Source organism: Streptomyces mesophilus (assembly GCF_040300965.1).
Taxonomy (GTDB): Bacteria; Actinomycetota; Actinomycetes; order Streptomycetales; family Streptomycetaceae; genus Streptomyces; species Streptomyces mesophilus_A.
This window is the reverse complement of sequence record NZ_JBEPEW010000018.1, coordinates 44,529-63,277: the sequence shown is the minus strand read 5'-3', so window position 1 is coordinate 63,277 and position 18,749 is coordinate 44,529. Positions and strand designations below refer to the sequence as shown.

14 protein-coding genes are annotated in these 18,749 nt (G+C 70.1%); 6 read left to right on the top strand and 8 right to left on the bottom strand.

Annotated features, from left to right (window positions below):
* Nucleotides 1-35 precede the first annotated feature (35 nt).
* Complete coding sequence (locus ABT367_RS09705) at nucleotides 36-1,313, bottom strand: extracellular solute-binding protein (RefSeq protein ID WP_352251349.1); 1,278 nt, start codon at nucleotides 1,311-1,313, stop codon at nucleotides 36-38.
* 177 nt (nucleotides 1,314-1,490) lie between these two features.
* The gene (locus tag ABT367_RS09700) at nucleotides 1,491-2,525 is read right to left on the bottom strand and encodes a LacI family DNA-binding transcriptional regulator (protein WP_352251347.1); all 1,035 of its coding nucleotides are present in this window, start codon (nucleotides 2,523-2,525) and stop codon (nucleotides 1,491-1,493) included.
* Between the two features lie 344 nt (nucleotides 2,526-2,869).
* Here ABT367_RS09700 and ABT367_RS09695 point away from each other — a divergent pair, with 344 nt between their 5' ends.
* A complete protein-coding gene (locus ABT367_RS09695; RefSeq protein WP_352251345.1) occupies nucleotides 2,870-5,701 on the top strand; it encodes a GH32 C-terminal domain-containing protein in 2,832 nt (943 codons plus the stop codon).
* A gap of 87 nt (nucleotides 5,702-5,788) precedes the next feature.
* On the opposite strand, the gene ABT367_RS09690 is transcribed toward ABT367_RS09695, so the two are convergent.
* A complete protein-coding gene (locus ABT367_RS09690; RefSeq protein WP_352251343.1) occupies nucleotides 5,789-6,676 on the bottom strand; it encodes an SDR family NAD(P)-dependent oxidoreductase in 888 nt (295 codons plus the stop codon).
* Nucleotides 6,677-6,781: 105 nt separating this feature from the next.
* On the opposite strand from ABT367_RS09690, the gene ABT367_RS09685 reads away from it, so the two are divergent.
* On the top strand, nucleotides 6,782-7,393 hold the full coding sequence (locus tag ABT367_RS09685; protein ID WP_352251341.1) for a TetR/AcrR family transcriptional regulator: 612 nt from the start codon (nucleotides 6,782-6,784) through the stop codon (nucleotides 7,391-7,393).
* 108 nt (nucleotides 7,394-7,501) lie between these two features.
* On the opposite strand, the gene ABT367_RS09680 is transcribed toward ABT367_RS09685, so the two are convergent.
* Together ABT367_RS09680 and ABT367_RS09675 are read right to left on the bottom strand one after the other, a co-directional pair.
* Complete coding sequence (locus tag ABT367_RS09680; RefSeq protein ID WP_352251339.1) at nucleotides 7,502-8,467, bottom strand: pirin family protein; 966 nt, start codon at nucleotides 8,465-8,467, stop codon at nucleotides 7,502-7,504.
* A 101-nt stretch (nucleotides 8,468-8,568) separates the two neighbouring features.
* Nucleotides 8,569-9,699, bottom strand: a complete 1,131-nt coding sequence (locus tag ABT367_RS09675; protein WP_352251337.1) for a methyltransferase — start codon at nucleotides 9,697-9,699, stop codon at nucleotides 8,569-8,571.
* 138 nt (nucleotides 9,700-9,837) lie between these two features.
* Between ABT367_RS09675 and ABT367_RS09670 the strand changes: the two genes are divergently transcribed.
* A complete protein-coding gene (locus tag ABT367_RS09670) occupies nucleotides 9,838-10,179 on the top strand; it encodes a tetratricopeptide repeat protein (protein ID WP_352251335.1) in 342 nt (113 codons plus the stop codon).
* Between the two features lie 177 nt (nucleotides 10,180-10,356).
* Complete coding sequence (locus ABT367_RS09665; protein WP_352251333.1) at nucleotides 10,357-12,732, top strand: lysylphosphatidylglycerol synthase transmembrane domain-containing protein; 2,376 nt, start codon at nucleotides 10,357-10,359, stop codon at nucleotides 12,730-12,732.
* A gap of 29 nt (nucleotides 12,733-12,761) precedes the next feature.
* Here the strand turns inward: ABT367_RS09665 and ABT367_RS09660 are convergent, their stop codons facing one another.
* Nucleotides 12,762-14,198 (bottom strand): dihydrolipoyl dehydrogenase family protein, encoded by a 1,437-nt coding sequence (locus ABT367_RS09660; RefSeq protein WP_352251331.1) that lies wholly within the window; start codon nucleotides 14,196-14,198, stop codon nucleotides 12,762-12,764.
* A 152-nt stretch (nucleotides 14,199-14,350) separates the two neighbouring features.
* Between ABT367_RS09660 and ABT367_RS09655 the strand changes: the two genes are divergently transcribed.
* Complete coding sequence (locus ABT367_RS09655) at nucleotides 14,351-14,752, top strand: thioredoxin family protein (protein ID WP_434975435.1); 402 nt, start codon at nucleotides 14,351-14,353, stop codon at nucleotides 14,750-14,752.
* Nucleotides 14,753-14,857: 105 nt separating this feature from the next.
* On the opposite strand, the gene ABT367_RS09650 is transcribed toward ABT367_RS09655, so the two are convergent.
* Entirely contained in the window at nucleotides 14,858-16,294 is a 1,437-nt protein-coding gene (locus tag ABT367_RS09650; protein WP_352251328.1) for a benzaldehyde dehydrogenase, read from the bottom strand.
* Between the two features lie 426 nt (nucleotides 16,295-16,720).
* Between ABT367_RS09650 and ABT367_RS09645 the strand changes: the two genes are divergently transcribed.
* Nucleotides 16,721-17,722: a LacI family DNA-binding transcriptional regulator gene (locus ABT367_RS09645; RefSeq protein ID WP_352251326.1), complete on the top strand. Its 1,002-nt coding sequence runs from the start codon at nucleotides 16,721-16,723 to the stop codon at nucleotides 17,720-17,722.
* A gap of 155 nt (nucleotides 17,723-17,877) precedes the next feature.
* Here the strand turns inward: ABT367_RS09645 and ABT367_RS09640 are convergent, their stop codons facing one another.
* Complete coding sequence (locus tag ABT367_RS09640; protein WP_352251324.1) at nucleotides 17,878-18,585, bottom strand: DinB family protein; 708 nt, start codon at nucleotides 18,583-18,585, stop codon at nucleotides 17,878-17,880.
* Nucleotides 18,586-18,749 lie beyond the last annotated feature (164 nt).

Below are 18,749 nucleotides of genomic sequence, written 5' to 3'. Positions count from 1 at the left end.
CGGGCGTGGTCGGGCCCGAACCGGACCGGGCCGGATCAGCCTGAGTAGTAGTCGTTCGTCTTCAGGTTGTTGTCGATGTTCTTCGCGGCCTGGCCGAGCGCGTCCTCGGGGTCGGCGCCGGCCAGGAGGTCCTTGGCCGCCTTCTCGAACTCCGTGGAGATGTACGGGTAGGCCGGAGTGGCCGGACGCACCTGCGCGTACTCGCGGGCGAAACGCACAAGGATGTTGAACTTGCCGCCGGGTTCGTAGCCCTCGGTCTGTTCACTGGCCGCTTCCGTGGCCGGCAGGGTGCCTGTGGCCTTGGCGTATTCGACGAAGTACTTGTTCTGGCGGGAGAACTTCAACCAGGCTTGCGCGCCTTCCTTGTTGGAGCAGGAGGAGCTCATCGCCCACTGCCAGGAGGCGCCGCCGATCTTGGGTCCGCCGCCGAAGTCGACCGGTGGCAGGATCGCCAGATCGTCGCCGAACTTCTCCGCGTTCTTGGCGGCGTTCCAGCTGCCGTCCCAGTGGATGGCGCTCTTGCCGGCCAGGAAGTCCTTGTTGGGATCGGCCCCGGACTTCTTCGCGATGTAGCCCTTGGCGGCCAGGGAGCTGAACCACTTGCCCCACTCCACGGAGTCCTTGCCGTCGAGGGTGCCCGAGGCGCTCTTGTAGTCGCCACGGTCGATCAGGTCGCCGCCGAAGCTCTGCAGCTGCGGGGAGTACCCGTACGACCACCACTCACCGGTGCCGCCGGTACCCATCTCCAGGGGATGGTCGAACTTGCCGCTCTTCTTCAGCTTGGCGAGCGCGGCGTCGAACTCGGCCTTCGTCCAGGGTTTGTCCATGGTGGGGATACGGATGTCGTGCGCCTTCAGGACCGACTTACGGGAGAAGAACGCGAGCGAGACGTCATAGAAGCCGAACGCGTAGAGCTTGTCCTTGTAGCGGCCGACCGTGCTCTCGAGCTGATCGGTCAGCGGCACCTCGCTGTCGGACACGTCGATCGGATCGAGATAGCCGCCCCAGGCCCAGTTCGCCACGTTCGGGCCGTCCACATCGAGCAGACAGGGCAGCTTGCGGGCCGAGGCCGCGGCCACGACCGAGCTGTTGTAGTCGCTCTGCGGGAACGCCTGCAGCTTGACCTCGTACGTGTCCTGCGAGCCGTTGAAATCCTTGATGATCTTCTTGACGACATCGAGCTCGGCCGAGTTGCCGGCATTGTGCGTCCACAGGGTCAGCGTGTTGCCGTCGGCTCCCGACGTACTGCCGCCGCTGCCCGATGCGCAGCCGGCGACCAACGCGGTCGCCGACGCGACGGCTACACTCGCCATTGCGAGGCGCCTGGTTCTGAACACCACGAGGTTCCTCCATCTCACTGAGGCGGGTCTTGCCGGACCCGCCGTGGCGACCGGTTGCGTCGGTCGCTGTTTCTGGGTGGGGAGTCCCGTCACTCCGGTGGATCGGAGCGGCGGGACTTCTGTCTTCCTTCGCCTGTACGCGTGCCGCTGTCAGCCCGTGGCGGGCGCGCCGATCGAGGCACGTTCCTGCAGCGGCATCGGCACACGGTGCACGACGGCTTCGAGCGGCCCGCCGCGCAGGGTCAACTCCACGGCGAGGCGGCCGAGTTGGTAGTGCGGGAGCCTCAGGGTGGTGAGCGCCGGGCGGAGTACGGACGCGATGTCCTGGTCGTCGAACGAGATCACCGATACGTCCCCGGGCACCGACAGGCCTGCCTCGGCGAGCGCCTGGTACGCGCCGAAGGACAGCCGGTCGTTCAGGCACACCAGCGCGCGGGGCCGGTGCCCCTGCGCAAGCAGCGCGGTCACCTCACGGTGGCCGTCCGGTGTCCCCCAGTCGCATTCGACGACGCCCTCCAGGCGCGCACCGCCCTCCCGCAGCACCTCCTCCAGACCGCGCATGCGCTCATTGCCGGCGATGATCCCCTCGGGCGTGGCCGGCAGAGCCTGGTGGCCGCCGATCGCCCAGATGCCCTCGGTGTGACCGGCCGCGAGCAGCGCACGGGCCGCGTCCCGGCCGGCTTCGACCTCGTCGGGCACCACGGAGGGCGCGGCGAATCCGGGGGCCAGGCAGTTGAGGAGCACCACGCGGCGCCCGAAGAGTTCCTTCGGCGGGGTCACATAGCGGGTGAACATGGATGCGTAGATCAACGCGTCGACCTGCCTGTCGAGCAACGCGTGGACCAAGGACGACTCGGCGGCGGGATCCCCGCCCGCTTCGGTGATGAAGAGCAGGTTGTCCTGCTCCCGTGCGGCCTCCATGGCGCCGCGGATCACATCGCCCGCGAACGGTGTGGTGGTGATCCGATCCGACACCAGACCGATGGTCTGCGTGGACTTCGTCCGCAGACTGCGCGCGGTGACGTTCGGCCGGTAGCCCAACTCCTCGGCGGCTTCCAGGACTCGGGCGCGGGCCGCATCGGAGATCCGCATGTCGGTCCGGCCGGCCAGGGCGAACGACGCGGTCGTCGACGAGACACCGGCCTTGCGGGCGACATCGGCCATGGTGATGCGCCGTTCGGACATCAACGACTCAACTCCAGCTTGTTAAATCGGATTAGCAAGTGGGTTGAGAGTGCTGGACCGGCCTACTCCTGTCAACACTCCCGTCATCTCGCCCTCAAAGCAGTGCCGTTATGCGGCATTTTGCGGTGACTCCGGGTTACGCAAGGGAGATTCCGTATGCGTTAGCACTTGCGTTAGCGGGAGCGGGACTTGAACCATGCCGAGCCATCGCCTAAACCGATTTGGCGGTACGCAGTGCCCACCTCGACCCCCACCGGAGGTCCGGAATGCGACCACGCTCACCAGCAAGGCCGGCGAAGCCGGCAAGACCGGCGAGGGCCCTCAGGCCCGGACTGCTGCGCCTGATGCTCGCGCTCGCGATATGCCTCGGATTCCTTACGCCCCTGACAGCGCAACCCGCGGACGCGGCCCAAAGCACCCTGTCCAACCCCGGGTTCGAGACCGGTGACCTCAGCGGCTGGACCCCCACCGGCACCGCCTTCAACGGATCGGTCACCGACGATCCGGGCTGGGGCTGGGGCTGTTGCTTCAACCACGAGGGCACCCACCACCTGTGGGGATTCGCCTCGGGCGGTGACGCCCCCACCGGAACCCTCACGTCCGAGCCCTTCACCCTGACCGGCACGGGAATGGTCAGCGTCCTGGTCTCCGGCGGCCGCGACGAAACCCAGCTGTACGTCGCCCTGACCACGCAGGACGGAGACGTCCTCAACAAGGCGACGGGCACCGAGGACGAGGCGTACCGCCGCGTCACCTGGGACGCGCGTGAGCACCTGGGCGAACAGCTGCGGATCACCGTGGTCGACCGGGCGACCGGCGGCTGGGGACATATCAACCTCGACGACGTACGGGTCGGCGTCGACAAGCCGCCCGCCCCGGGCGAGGACGGCCTTGCCGCGCACTGGGACTTCGCCGAAGGCCAGGGCACCACGACAGCGGAACGGATCAGCCAGGGCGCGGATCCCATCAGCTATGTGTTCAACGACGCCGTGTACAAGCCGGACAGCGACCCGCTGTGGAACGCGAAGCGCCCCGAGGACGGCGTCCTCTCCGGAGCCCTCCTCTTCGACGGCTACTCCACCTGGGTCTCGCGCGCCGCGTCAGGAACACAACTCCCCACGGACGGCATGACCCTTGAGGCGTGGGTGGCACCGCGCGCCTTCGAATGGGGCGATGAGGGCAAGCCCTCCGCCATCGTGAACCAGCAGGACAAGAACGCCCGCCGCGGCTTCTCCCTCGGGGTGGGCCGGCACGGCATGTGGCAGTTCGGCGTGGGCACCGGTGACGCCTGGTACGAGACGCGGGTACCCAAGACGGCGGCGCTGGCCGCCGGCAAGTGGGCGCACCTGAGCGCGGTATTCGCGCCGGGCCAGGGCGCCATGAGGCTGTACCTCAACGGCGAGCAGGTCGCCGAGACCGCCGTCCCCACCACCGCGCGCCTGGCCGAGGCCGACGTCCCCCTCGTCATCGGCCGGCACAACCAGCCCGCCATCATCAACGGCACCTTCGCGGTCAACATGTTCAACGGCCTGATCGACGAAGTGAAGATCCACACCAGCCCGCTGGCCCCGGCCGCCGTGACGGCCGGCCACGCCAAGGACATGCAGACCTTCTCCGGGGGCACCATCCCCCAGGCCCGTATGGCCATGGACCGCTCACGCTACGACGGTGACCGCTACCGGCCGGGCTACCACTTCACCGCCCCCAACCACTGGATGAACGAGCCCCACGCCCCGATCCAGGTGGGCGGCAAGTACCACCTCTTCTACCAGCACAACTCGCACGGCCCGTACTGGCACAACATCGCCTGGGGCCACGCCGTCAGCGAGGACCTCGTGCACTGGCGCGACCTGCCGGTGGCCCTCGCCCCCACCGCCGACAGCGTGGCACCCGACGGCGTCTGGTCCGGCGCCTCGACCCTCGACGAGAACGGCGTCCCCGTCCTGCTGTTCACGGCCGGCAACGACGCTCAGCGCCCCAACCAGGCAACCGGTCTCGCACGCCCCGTCGACCCCGGCGACCCCGATCTCGTCGAATGGAAGATGCACCCCACTCTGGTCACCAGCCAGCAGGCCGACCTGGACGTCGGCGCGGGGCGCAAGGTCCGCTTCGGCGACTTCCGCGACCCCTTCGTGTGGAAGCAGGGAGACACCTGGTTCCAGCTCATGGGCTCGGGCGTCCAGACCACCTCGGGCACCGACGTCGGCGGTACGGCGCTCCTCTACACCTCCAAGAACCTCACCGACTGGACCTATTCAGGCCCCTTGATGGTCGGTGATGTGGCGGCCCACCCCAAGACCGGCCAGGTCTGGGAGCTGCCCACCTTCCTGCCCATCGGCAAGGACGCCCAGGGACGCGAACGCCGGGCACTGCTCGTCAATCCGGCGTTCCCGGCCGGCCCCGGCGAGTACAGCAGCAAATTCACGTACTACTGGGTGGGAACCTGGGACGCAGGGGCGCGCCGCTGGACGCCGGACACCACCGAGCCCAAACTCCTCGACTACGGAGAGCACTTCACCGGCCCGAGCGGCATGGTCGACGACAAGGGACGTTCCCTCGTCTTCAGCATCGCGCAGGACCGGCGCACCGAACGTGCCCACTACGACGCCGGCTGGGCGCACAACGCCGGGCTCCCCATCGAGCTGTCGATGCGGCCCGACGGAGACCTGGGCATCCGCCCCGTAGCGGAGGTTTCCCGCCTGCACTCCGGCGACCCGCTCCTCGACCTCACCGCGCCGACCTCCGTCGCCACCGCCAACGAGCGACTGGCCGGCATCAAGGGAGACATGCTGCACATCAAGCTGACCATGGAACGCGGCAGCGCCGACACCTTCGGCCTCGACGTGCTCCGCAGCCCCGGGGACGAGGAACGCACCCGCGTCTTCTACGACGCACCCGCGGGCCAGTTCGGCGTGGACCGCACCAGGTCCGGAAACAACTCCAGCACCGAGGCCGACCTGGGCACCCATAAGGGCCCGCTGGCTCTCACCAACGGCGAGCTGACCCTCGACGTGTTCGTCGACCGCTCATCGATCGAGGCATACGCGAACGGCCACAAGTCCCTCACCACGCGCGCCTACCCGTTCCGCCAGGACTCGCTCGGCCTGCGGCTCTTCGGAGACGGCGGGGTCGTCAAGTCGATGACGGTCTGGAAGATGGGCAACATGACCGACTGAGCACGGCATCGGGCGTTGGGGCAACGGAGAAATCCGCCGCTGCCCCAACGCCCACCGGAAAGGGCCCGCCATGAGGTGGCGGGCCCTTCACGCCCCGTCAAGCCGACGAGCATGCGTGTTCCGCTGAGAACGATGACTCGCCGCGAGCACGTTGTCCATCAGGCGGTCGGGGAGGTGGCGGGCCAGGGGGACGGTGAAGGCGGCGTCCATCCCGAGCGTGTACCGGGTGCGCGGTCGGGCCTTCGTCGCCACGTTGGCGATCTTGGCTGCTGCCTTCTCGGCGGGTACGGCCCGCTTGAGGAAGGCGGTGTTCGAGGCGACGGTCGACCTGATCAGGTTTCCGTAGAGGCGCTCGTGCTCGGGGCTCATCTTGTCGGCGAACCCGAGAGAGATCTCGCCGCTGTGGGCTGCCATCTCGGTCTTGACGCCGCCCGCCTGGACCACGACCACCTGGATGCCCTGTGCCTTGACTTCGCGGCGGAGGGCATCGCTGGCCGCTTCGAGGGCGAACTTCGTCCCGGCGTATGCACCGAAGATCGGAAGTGCGGCCACCCCGCCCACGGAGCTGATGTTCACGATCCTGCCTCGGCTCTGCCGCAGGAACGGCAGGAGCTTCTGGATCACGGCGATGTGTCCGAACAAGTTGACCTCGAACTGCTCACGCCACAGCTCGAGTGGCAGCACCTCGATGGGTGCGTTGATCTCGATCCCGGCGTTGTTGATGAGGGCGCGCAGTCCGCGCTGTTCAGGGTCGTCCGCGATGCGCTGTGCGAGGGCTTCGATGTGCCGGGGAACGGTGATGTCCAGCATGACGGGCTCCACCCCGTCCGCGCGAATGGCCTCGGCTTCTTCGTCGGTGCGTACGCCGGCGAGGACGTGGAATCCCCTTGAGGCGAGCTGCTGCGCTGTCGCGGCCCCGATGCCGGTTGCAGCCCCGGAAACGACCATGAGCTCTTTGTTCTGCGGCTGCGTCATGGCAGGGGTCTCTTTCCGGGAAGGCGGGAGGAATCGGACATCACCCCAATGTAGACACTGGCAACAGTGTTGTCAATGACAACATTGGGTCGATATGCTGCTTCCATGCCTGGACGTGCTGAACATCAGCCCTACCACCACGGAAATCTCCGGGCTGCGCTCCTCGACGCAGCCGAACGAAGCCTGAGAGCGCACGGAGCCGACCAACTGTCGCTCCGGGATCTGGCCAGGGAGATCGGCGTGAGTCACGCTGCGCCGCGTCGGCACTTCGCGGATCGCCAGGCGGTGCTGGATGCCCTCGCGGAGGCCGGATTCGTCCGCCTGGGCGCTACCCTGCACGCCGCGCTGACCAGGAGCGAAAGTGAGGGTGACTTCTCCGCACGGGTGCAGGACGCCGTATCGGCCTATGCCCATTTCGCGACCGAGAACGCCGCGCTATGCGAGCTCATGAACGCCGGCAAGCACCACCCAGGAGCGACTGCGGTCACGCAGGCTGCCGCGACCGCGTTCGGGCAGATGACCGATCTGATCGAAGAGGGACAGGCGCTCGGTGAACTCGAACAGGGCGACCCTGAACAGCTCGGGCTCATCCTCTACGCCACCGTGCAAGGCATCACCACCATGGTCAACAGCGGCGCGGTCGGCGCGGATCAGCTCGACGGACTCATCAGCACTGCGGTCACACAGTTCCTACGCGGTGCTCGCCCTCGCACCTGACCGCACGCTTGCTCGCGACCACCGCGTCTCAGTGCGCCGGGGGCCCCTGCTTCGCCACCCCGCGCCGATCACCGCTCGAATCTCAAGCCGGGCAAGCGGGTGCGCCGGTCAGCGCACCCGCCCCCGCGCCTTCAGCGGCACCGCGGGAAGTTCGGGGGCCGGCAGCGGATCGCCGTCGTATCCCTTCACCTCGCCGAAGCGGGTGCCGGTCATCCAGTCCGCGCGGGCCTGTTCGATCTCCGCCTGCGTACGCCCGATGAAGTTCCACCACATGATGATCTCCTCCTCGAACGGCTCGCCGCCCAGGAGCATGATCGAGGCGTCCGACTCGGCGCGCAGCGGGAGTTGGGTGCGGCCGCAGCCGAGGTAGAGCATCGAGCCCGGGACGACGGGGACGTCGTCCACGTGGACCTCGCCGGACATGGAGAGGACCGCGTACTCGAAGTCCGGCTCCAGGGGCAGCGAGGTTTCGGTGCCGCGGGCCAGCGTCAGGTCCGCGCCGACGATGGGTGAGTACGTGGCGCCCGGCGAGGTCGCCGTGTCGAGCGTGCCGAGGATGACCGTCGCCGTCAGGCCGGCGGCCGTGAGCTGCGGCAGGTCCGTGTGGTGTTCGAAGTGGGCGTCCACGTGCCGGGCGCCGTCCGGCAGCGCGGTCCACAGCTGGGCGCCGTGCAGGAAACGCGAGTGGGACTTGGGCGTCTCCTCGGAGTGGCTGATCGCCGATCCCGTGGTCTGCAGGCCCAGTTCGCGCGGGCGGATCGTGGCGAGCGATCCGGTGGAGTCGCGGTGCAGCACCTCGCCGTCGTGCAGCCAGCTCACCGTCTGCAGACCCATGTGCGGGTGCGGCGGCACCTGCATCCCGGGCTCGTCGGCGATGTCGTCGGGACCGTAGTGGTCGACGAAGCACCAGGCGCCGACCATGCGGCGCCCCAAGTTGGGCAGCAGCCGCCGCACTTCGGTGGACTCGCCGAGCCGCACCGTACGCGGGGTGAGGAGCTCGCGTACGGGCTCGGCCACGACGAATCCGCGTCCGCCGCACACGGACAGCGCTGCCTCACGGTCAAGATTGCTCATGCGGCTCAAGGTAGTCGCTGGGTGCGGGAAAGTCGCTCAGGGGGCGAAGGTTGGCCCTCCGTCCGGCCCCACGGCCGGGCTCGGCCCGAGCCGCCCCGGCCTCAGCGCTTCGTCGCCCGCAGCACCACGAACTTCGGGTTTCCGGCCACCGTTCTGCAATTGCCGAAGATCCGCCGCAGGGAGACATGGTGGCCGAGGTGGCGGTTGCCGACCACCCACAGCTCGCCGCCCGGCCGCAGCGCCCGGCGGGCGTCGGCGAACATCCTGCGCGCCGTGGAGTCGGTGACGGCCTGATGGCTGTGGAACGGCGGGTTGTTGAGCACCAGGTCGACGCTCCCGTCGGGCAGCTCCGCAAGACCGTCCCCCACAAGGAACTCAGCCTTGCCCTCGGCGTTCTCCCGATACGTGGCTTCGGCGGAGGCGACCGCCTGGTACGACTCGTCGGTGAAGACGAGCTCGGCCTCGGGGTTCGCGAGCGCCGCCGACGTACCGACGACACCGTTGCCGCAGCCGAGGTCCACGATGCGCGCCGCACCCGCGGCGGACGGGAGGTGCCCGAGGAAGAAGCGGGTGCCGATGTCGAGGCGGTCCGCGCAGAAGACGCCCGCGTGGTTGGTCACGCGGCGGCCGCTCATCGGGCCGATTCCGGTGGGCAGTTGATAGCGGTACGGCCAGGGGTCGGCCTCTCGCGACAGGTCCGGGTCGGGCGTCGCGAAGATCAGCCGGGCCTTCTTCTTGGCCAGCGAGGTCTTCGTCGGGCCGACGATCCGCTCGAAGAGCTGGAGCGTCGAGGTGTGGATCTCCTTGACCATGCCCGTACCGATCACCACGCTTTGCGCGTGCAGCGCGGGGGCGAGGCGGTGCAGCTGGTCCTCCAGGAGCGCGAGGCTCTTGGGTACGCGTACGAGCAGCACGTCGATACGGTCCGGGGGCGTGTCCTGCGTGGTCAGCAGGTCCCCCGCGGTGGCTCCGGCGCGGGCCAGGTTCTCCGTGGTGGCCTGGCGCGTGAGCCAGGAGTCGGTGATCTGGACCGGTGCGTACGAGGCGAGCGCGGTGGTGAGCGCTCCCCAGCGGTCGCCGAGCACGACGATCCGGCGGCCGTCGAGACCGACGCCTTCCAGATGCTCGAGCAGGTACTCGTCGGAGGCGTCCCAGGCGCGCAGCTGATCGCGGGGGTCGACGGGGTGGCGTGTGAGGTCGCAGGCGCCCCATGACGTGGTCAGACGGTTCATCGTGCGGTTCAGGCTAGTCGAGCGGGGACGTGCCGGCCGCCGGCGCCCTCCCCATGGACGGCAAGGGCATACCCCCACGCACAACTGATGGAATATTCAACTACTGGCTGCGGTTGACCCGCCCGAAGGAGGTCACCCGTGACGCACACGTACTACACCCAGGGAAGCCCCACCGAGCGCTGGGACCGCGCCGGTCTGTTCTTCGAGGCCAAGGACTACGCGGCCGCTGCGCGGGTGCTCGGCTCGCTGGTCGAGGAAGTTCCGGAGCAGGTCGCTCCGCGGCTGCTCCTGGCCCGCGCGTACTACCACTCCGCTCAACTCACCCGCGCCGAGACCGAGTTGCGCGCCGTGCTCGAGCGGGACCCGGTGGAGCACTACGCCCGTCTGATGCTCGGCCGCACCTTGGAGCGGCAGGGCCGCGACGAGGAGGCCGCCGGGCACCTGCGGCTCGCCGAGGCGCTCGGGGCGAGCCTGGCCTGAAGGGCTGCGCGACCCTCGGGGCGAGCCCGGCCCGGGGCGTTCCGGAGGCGGGGCACGGTCGTGAGGACCGTGCCCCGTGCGGGCTAAGACCACAGGTCCCGCCAGGGGGCCGCGTGCCAGGATCATGGGGTCGGAGAACCTCGGGAAAGCACAGTTCATGGCGGACGGCTGACACTGGTGACGCTGAGCGGCAACGCGAAGGACCGCGGGGTCGACTCCGCACGCCCCAAGGCCGCCTCCGCCCGCCGGGGCCCGACCCGGCGCCCGGTGGACCGGGTCCGGATGATCCTCGCCCTGGCCGGGCTCGTGCTCGTGATCGGGCTCGCGGTGCTTCAGCGGGCGGTACCGGATCTGCTGCTCGCGCCGATCGTCTTCGCGGCCGGTGTGGTGATGGCCGCGGTGCCCGCGTTCGTGGCCGTCGAGCGGCTGTTCCGCGGTGAGGCACGGCTGGTCACCAACGGCGTGCTCGCCGCGCTCATCGCGTATCTCGTGGCGCTCGGACTCAACCTCTATGTCCTCGGACCCGGGCCCGACGTCGTGCAGCGCGCTCTGGCACAGCGGCCCGGAGGCGGCGGGAACATCGCGCCGCTGCATCTGTACATCGCCACCGTCGTCGCGTTCATCACCGTCGTGGGCTTCGCCGACCGGTATCTGCTGCGCAACGCCGCCTGGGGCGGTCTGGTGGTCACCGCGCTCGCCGCGCTCGTCGGGAACACGGCGACGCTGCCCGGCATGCTCCTCACGTTCCTGCTCGGCCGTCTCGTCGCGTTCGCGGTGCGCTGGCTGCGCGGGACGACCGACCCGTCGCCGACGGACGCGGACGTCGCGGCCGCCCTCGCCGAGACGGACCTGCCGCCGGTGACCAGCCGGCGGATCGCCAACGCACGGGACGGCACACGGCGCTACGAGGCCTTCACCGACACCGACGAACGGTTCACGGTCACCGTGCTCGACCGCGACCGGATCACGGCAGGTCTCGCGTACCGGCTGTATCAGCGGCTGCGGCTGCGGCGGCCCGCGCAGAGCCAGGGCCTGATGTCCCTGCAGCATCTGGTGGAGCAGCGCACTCTGCTCGCCCTCGCCGTCCGGCACAGCGGCATCCGGACCCCGCGCCTGGCCGCCGTACGCAAACTCAACGCCGACGCCGTGCTTTTCGCGTACGAGGACGTGCCGGGCCGGACCCTCGACCGCCTCGCGCCCGAGGAACTCACCGACGATCTGCTGACCAAGGTCTGGCAGGTCGCCGAGGATCTGCACCAGCACCAGATCAGCCACCGGCGGATGTCCGCCGACGCCTTTATCGTCGGCGACGACGGCAAGGTGTGGCTGACCCGGCTCGAAGCGGGCGGGGTCGCCGCGGCCGCGCTGCAGCACCGGCTAGACGACGCGGAACTCCTCGTCACGCTGGGCCTGTTGACCGACCCCGAGCGGGCCGTGCGCACGGCGCGCACTGTACTCGGCGACGCCACCCTCGGCGCCGTACTGCCGCTGCTGCGGCCCGCGGGCCTGAGCCTGACCACCCGTTCACGGCTGCGCCGCGACAAGGGTGTGCTCGAGCAGGTGGGCAAGGAGATCCTGGCGTTCCAGCCGGAGGCGCCGGCCGCGAAGGCCGTGGTCTACGAGCGGCTGCAGCCGCGCACGATCCTGTCCGCGCTCGGCGGCTGTGTCGCGGTGTACTTCCTGATCGGGCAGTTCGCCTCGCAGCCGATCGGCGAGGTGTTCAAGGGCATCTCGTGGCCGTGGGCGCTGCTGGCGCTGGCCGGGGCGGCGGTGACGTATCTGGCGGCCGCCATGAACCTCGCCGGGTTCGTGCCCATGAGGCTCAACTACGTCCGCCTGCTGCTGGCCCAGCTCGCGGCCTCCTTCGTCACCCTGGTGACGCCGGCGGCGGTGGGCGGGCTCGCGGTCAACACGCGGTTTCTGCAGAAGGCAGGCGTGGCCTCCGGCCTGGCGGTGACCTGCATGGCGGCCTCGCAGATCGCGATGTTCGGCGCGTTCCTGCTCCTGGTGATGCTCTTCGGCTCGCTGTCGGGCTCGTCCACGGGCTCGCAGCTGCCGCCCTCGTCGGTGATCGTGACGGTGCTCCTCGCGGTGGCGCTGATCGCCGTGGTGGTCGCGACCGTGCCCCGGCTCAGGAAGTTCACACTCGACCGTGTGAAGCCGTACTTCAGCGATGTCGGTCCGCGAATGCTGGAACTGGCCCGGGATCCGGCGCGGCTCGCGTTCGGCGTGGGCGGTGCGTTCCTGCTGCCGCTGGCGGGCAGTCTCGCGCTGTGGGCCTCGGTGCTCGCGTTCGAGGACGACAAGCCGGTGCAGTTCGCGACCGTCGCCGTGGTCTTCCTGATCGGCAAGACCGCCGGATCCCTCGTCCCGACGCCCGGTGGTCTGGGCGCGGTGGAGGCGGTGCTTTCCGGCGGTCTCGCGGCCGCGACCGGGATCAGCGGCTCGACGGCGTTCTCGGCGGTGATCCTCTTCCGGCTCCTGACGTTCTGGCTGCCGATCGCGCCCGGCTGGGTCGCCACTACCTGGCTGCAGAAGCGCGAGGCGCTCTGACCGGCGGTCGGAGCGCCACACGAGCCACCTCAGCCCCGATACGTCTCCAGGAGCCGCAGCCACACCTCGCTGATCGTCGGATACGCGGGCACCGCGTGCCACAGCCGGTCGACGGGGACCTCGCCCGCCACCGCGATCGCCGCCGCCTGGATCAGTTCGCCCGCGCCCGGCCCGGCGAACGTCATGCCGATGACCACCTCGCGGTCGGAATCGACCAGCATCCGTGCTTTGCCCCGGTACCCCTCGGCGTACAGGGACGCGCCCGCGACCGAGCCCATGTCGTAGTCGACGGCGCGGACCTTGCGCCCGGAGCGTTCCGCCTCGGCCAGGGACGGACCGACGGAGGCGACCTCGGGGTCGGTGAAGACCACCTGGGTCACCGCGTCATGGTCCGCCGTGGCCGCGTGCGCGCCCCAGCGGTCCGTCTCCAGGAGCGGTACGCCCTGCGCGCGGGCCACGATCGCGGCGCCCGCGATCCGTGCCTGGTACTTGCCCTGGTGGGTGAGGAGCGCCCGCCCGTTCGCGTCGCCCACCGCGTACAGCCAGTCGCTGCCGACCACCCGGCAGCTCTCGTCCACGTCGAGGTACCGGCCGGGTGTGATGCCCACCGAGTCGAGGCCGATGTCGTCGGTGCGCGGCGTGCGGCCGGTCGCGATGAGCAGTTCGTCGGCCTCGAGCGTCGAGCCGTCGTCCAGGGTCACCGTGACGGTGTCGCCGGAGCGCGAGACGGATGCGACCGAGGTGCCGGTACGGACGTCGGCGCCGGCCTCGCGCAGCGCCTCGGCCACCAGCTCCCCGCAGAACGGCTCCATCTTCGGCAGCAGACCGGATCCCCGTACGAGCAGAGTGACCTGCGCACCGAGCGCCTGCCAGGCGGTGGCCATCTCGGTGGCCACCACTCCCCCGCCGACCACGATCAGCCGCCCCGGCACGGACCGTGCGCTGGTCGCCTCGCGGCTGGTCCAGGCGCGGGCGCCGGCCAGGCCCGGCAGATCGGGCAGCGCGGCGCGGGTGCCGGTGCAGACGGCGACGGCGTGCCGTGCGGTGAGCACATGACGCTCGCCCTCGGGACCCTTGACCTTGACGCGGCGGCTGCCGTCGAGGCTGCCGTGACCGCGGTAGACGCGGGCGCCGATGTTGTCCAGCCAGGCCGCCTGGCCGTCGTCCTTCCAGTGGCTGGTGAACGCGTCCCGGTTCGCGAGCACCGCGGCGGCGTCCAGCGGTCCCTGCACCGCCGCGCTCAGGCCCGGCACCTTGCGCGCGTCGGAGCGGGCGATCACCGGTCGTAGGAGCGCCTTGCTGGGCATGCACGCCCAGTAGGAGCACTCGCCGCCGATCAGTTCGCTCTCCACCACCGCGCAGCTCAGGCCCGCGGCCCGTACGCGATCGGCCACGTTCTCGCCCACCGGGCCCGCGCCCAGTACCACTACGTCGTATTCGGTCGTCTCCACATGTCCCTGTGCCATGAATGCCAGTCTGGTGGCAGGTGTAGTCCGTGGCCACAGGGGCAGTCGACCCGGCACGGATTCGTCAGCGACATCCGTCCCGGAATAGACCGGAGACTCCCGCAGTTGTGCGGGGCAGCCAGCCAGCCGTCGGCGAAATGGTAGGAAACACCGTGAGCACCCTGGAACTCACCAAGGAAAACTTCGACGAGATCGTCACCGAGAACGAGTTCGTCCTGATCGACTTCTGGGCCGACTGGTGCGGCCCGTGCAAGCAGTTCGGGCCGGTCTACGAGGGTGCCTCGGAGCGCCATGACGACCTGGTCTTCGGCAAGGTCGACACCGAGGCGCAGCCGGAGCTGGCCGCCGCCTTCGGGATCCAGTCGATCCCGACGCTCGCGATCATCCGCGACAAGGTCGCGATCTTCGCGCAGCCCGGTGCGCTGCCGGAGTCGGCGCTCGAGGACGTGATCGGGCAGGCCCGCAAGGTGGACATGGACGAGGTCCGCAAGCAGGTCGCCGAGGAGCAGGCCAAGCAGGCGGGCCAGGCCGGGGCGAACGGCCAGCCGCAGTAGCCGGAAAGGTCAGCGGCAGTACGCGGACCGAGAAGTACGTGCAAGGGGCGCCGTTTCCCACGGAAACGGCGCCCCTTCGCGCATGCTCGGATCCTTCGCGTACGCCTAGAACGGGTACCCCGCGACGTCCCCGCGCACGGTCGTCCACCGCACGTCCGTGAACGCCTCGATGTTGGCCGCGCCGCCGAACCGCGCCCCGGTCCCGGAGGCCGCGACGCCGCCGAAGGGGGCGACCGCCTCGTCGTTCACGGTCTGGTCGTTGATGTGCACGATGCCGGTCGGGATGCGGTCCGCGAGGGCGAGTCCGCGGTCGGTGTCGCGGGTGACGATGCCGAGCGAGAGCCCGTACTCGCTGTCCGCGGCGAGCGCCGCCGCCTCGTCGAGGGTGCCGAAGGACCGCACCGGCGCGACCGGCCCGAAGACCTCTTCGGCGTACGCGGGTGAGGACTCGTCGACGTCGGCGAGCACCGTCGGCCGGTAGAACAGCTCCTCGTGGGTGCCCCCCGCCGCGAGGCGCGCTCCGCGCCCGGTGCTCGCGGTCACCAGGCCGTGCACCTTGGTGAGCTGCCCGGAGTCGATCAGCGGACCGAGGTGGACCTGGGCGCGGTGCGGGTCGCCGACGGCGAGCGAGTCGGCCTTGGCGGCGAGGCGCTCCACGTACTCCTCGTAGAGCGAGGAGTGCACCAGGTGGCGGCCGGTGGTCATGCAGATCTGGCCCTGGTGGAAGAAGGAGCCCCAGGCCGCGGTGGAGATCACCGCGTCGAGGTCGGCGTCCTCGAGGACGATCAGGGCGGAGTTGCCGCCGAGTTCGAGGTGCGCGCGCTTGAGGTGGCGGCCCGCGGCCTCGCCGACGGCGCGGCCCGCGGCGGTCGAGCCGGTGAAGGAGATGACGGGGACCAGCGGGTCGGCGACCAGAGCGCGGCCGACCTCGGGCCCGCCCGGCAGGACGTGCAGGAGGTGCTCGGGCAGCCCGGCCTCCGCGAACACGGCGGACAGGAAGAGTCCGCCGCAGACCGCCGTACGCGGATCGGGCTTGAGCACCACCGCGTTGCCGAGCGCGAGCGCCGGGGCGACGGAGCGTATCGACAGGATGAGGGGCGCGTTGAACGGGGCGATCACACCCGTCACGCCGACGGGGACCCGTCGGGTGTACGAGAGACGCGGGGCCTCGCTGGGCAGTACCTCGCCGGTGGGGCGGGAGGCGAGCGCGGCCGCCTCGTAGCACTCCTGGGCCGCGACATGCAGCTCGAAACCGGCCTTGCCGGGTATGGAGCCGGACTCGCGCACCAGCCATTCGGTGAGCTCTTCGGCGTGCTCGGAGAAGAGGTCGCCCGCCTTGCGCAGCACCGCCGCGCGCACGAAGTGCGGGGTCGCCGCCCAGGCGGACTGTGCGGCCCGCGCGGCGGCCGTCGCGCTCGCCACGTCTTCGGGGGAGGCGAGCATCACCGTGGCGAGCTCTTCGCCGGTGGCGGGCTCGGTGACCGCGTGCTCACCGCCGCCCAGCGGCCGGGACTGCCAGATCTTCGGGTCGAGCAGGGGCATGCCATGGCTCCGTTCTGTCGACGAAGCGTCGACGTACTGTGCGACGCGAGAAGCCGGCGGACACGCCGTCAGCTCCCTGTAGGAAGTCCCGTGTGAGCGCGGCCGGTTCGGCGGCCGCATGAGAGGAGTCCGCGATCCGGCGCAGCCGGGCAAGCCGCGGCCGTTGCTCGAACGCACTCCCATCTGGTTGAGCGTGCAACATCGTAGTCCTGTCGAACGGGAATCGGGCGGCCTGCCACGCACGTTCGATACACAACTGTGAGTAGGTGTCGAGGAGTTGCTCTTCACCGATCCGCTCCAAGCGCCGGCGCCGAGCGGGAGCCCGTCACTCACCTCCCGCCGATCCCACTGCACCCACCTGCTAATTTGCGCGCAGTGCAATGGCTTTCCCGCTCCGACCCAGCGGGAACGGTGGGGGTGACAGGGGTGGCGACTTCCAATCGGCAGCGCCGGACGACCATCGGGGATGTGGCGCGCGCCGCGGGTGCCTCGATCTCGACGGTCTCGCGCGTGGTGAACGGGGTGGACTCGGTGGACGCGGCGCTCGCGGAGCGCGTGCGACAGGTGATCGTGGAGCTCGGTTACCGGCCGAACGCGGCGGCGCAGGGACTGGCGCGGGGGCGTTCGGGAACGATCGGCGTCCTGGTGCCAGATCTCGCCAACCCGTACTTCCACGACATGCTCAAGGCGCTCTCCGACGTGGCGCGCGGCAGCGGGCGCCGGGTCCTGGTGATGGACTCGGGCGAGGATCCGTACGAGGAGCGGGAGCTCGCGGACGATCTGATCCGGCACTCGGACGGCATCCTGCTGTGCTCGCCGCGGATGCCGCGCGCCGATCTGGCCGACCTGGCCCGCCGCGGCCATCCGATGGTCGTCGCCAACCGCGTCCTGCTCGGGCTCGAACTGCACACCATCACCGCGGACTTCTTCCGCGGGATGCTCGCCGTCTGCGGCCACCTCGCCCAGCTCGGCCACCGCGAGGTGGTCTATCTCGCCGGTCCTGAGGCCTCCTGGGCCAATGCCGAACGGCTGCGCGCGCTCGGCGCCGCCGAGGACTTCGGACTCACGTTCCGCGCCCTCCCGTGCGGCGCGACCATGGAGGCCGGATACGAGGCGGCGCCCGCGGCACTCGAGGGCGGCACGCGTGCGGTGGTCGCGTACAACGACTTCGTGGCGCTCGGGGCGCTGGCCCGGTTCAAGGACCTCGGGGTGCGGGTGCCCGAGGAGGTCTCCGTGACCGGTTTCGACGACATCGGGATGGCCCGCTACTCCTCGCCCGCGCTGACCACGGTGGGCGTGCCCCGGGGGCTGCTCGCCCGGCTGGCGGGAGAGGCGCTGGTGCGGCAGATGCAGGGGGCCGCCCCGGTGGATCCGGAGGCGGTCCCCGTTCAGCTGCAGGTACGCGATTCGACGGCCGCGCCTGCCTGAGGCGTCCGGTGCGCGATTCGGCCGCCACACTCCCCTGAGGCGTCCGGTACGCGACTCGGCGCCACACTCCCCTGAGGCGTCCGGTACGCAACTCGGCCGCCACACTCCCCTGAGGCGTCAGGTACGCAACTCGGCCGCCGCACTCCCCTGAGGCGTCAGGCGCGAGTCCGCCACAGGTCACGCAGGAGCGCGATCTCGGCCATGTGGTGGATGAATTCGAAGTTCGTCCCCCACACCACGGTGACGTACGGGTCGTCGGGGTCGGATCCGTACGGGTACTGCGAGTAGCCGACCTGGTCCAGCTGCTCCTCGCTCACGCCCTCCACGGCTTCGCGCCAGCGGCCGACCGTCTCCCAGAAGCGCTCGAGGGCGAGGGAGGCGGAGGGGGTGAAGTCGACCATGAGCTTGGGGTCCTGCTTGCGCTCGCCGAAGGTCCACTCCCAGCCGCCCGCGAACTCGTAGTGGAGATGGCACAGGCGCCAGGCGATGGTGGTGACCGGTGTCTCGTCGGGCGGTACGGGACCGGTGTGCGCGAGGACCTCCTCGACCCGGGCGTGGCTCACGCTCCAGTCCTCTGCGATCTCCGCGACCGTCATCCCGGAGGCGATCTGCCGGCCGATCTCCGCGTACTCGCCGCCGGGGATGTCGGGGTTGCCGAGGTCGAGGACCCACTCCCCCGGCCCGAACGCCCGCGGCGTCTTCGCCTCTGCGCGGGGGCGCAGCGACCAGCAGTCGGCGGCAGGTTCCCAGAGGTACTCGTCGTCCGTGAGCCCGGTCAGCCGGACCTCGGCCATCTCCCGTGCCTTGTCGAACTGGTCGAGCAGCATTCCCAGGCGGTCGGTCCTCGCGTGCGCGAACTCCATGGCCCGCCCCCTTTGTTGTGGATTCGGGCCGGCGGGGTGTCCCCCTGCCGGCGACGGCGAGGGTAACGGTTCGGCTCGGCCGGGGCGATCGAATATCGAGGCACCGGAACCATCCGGTCGCGCGGCACCCGTGCGCGCTCGGCCCCACTCCCGCCGCACGCCGC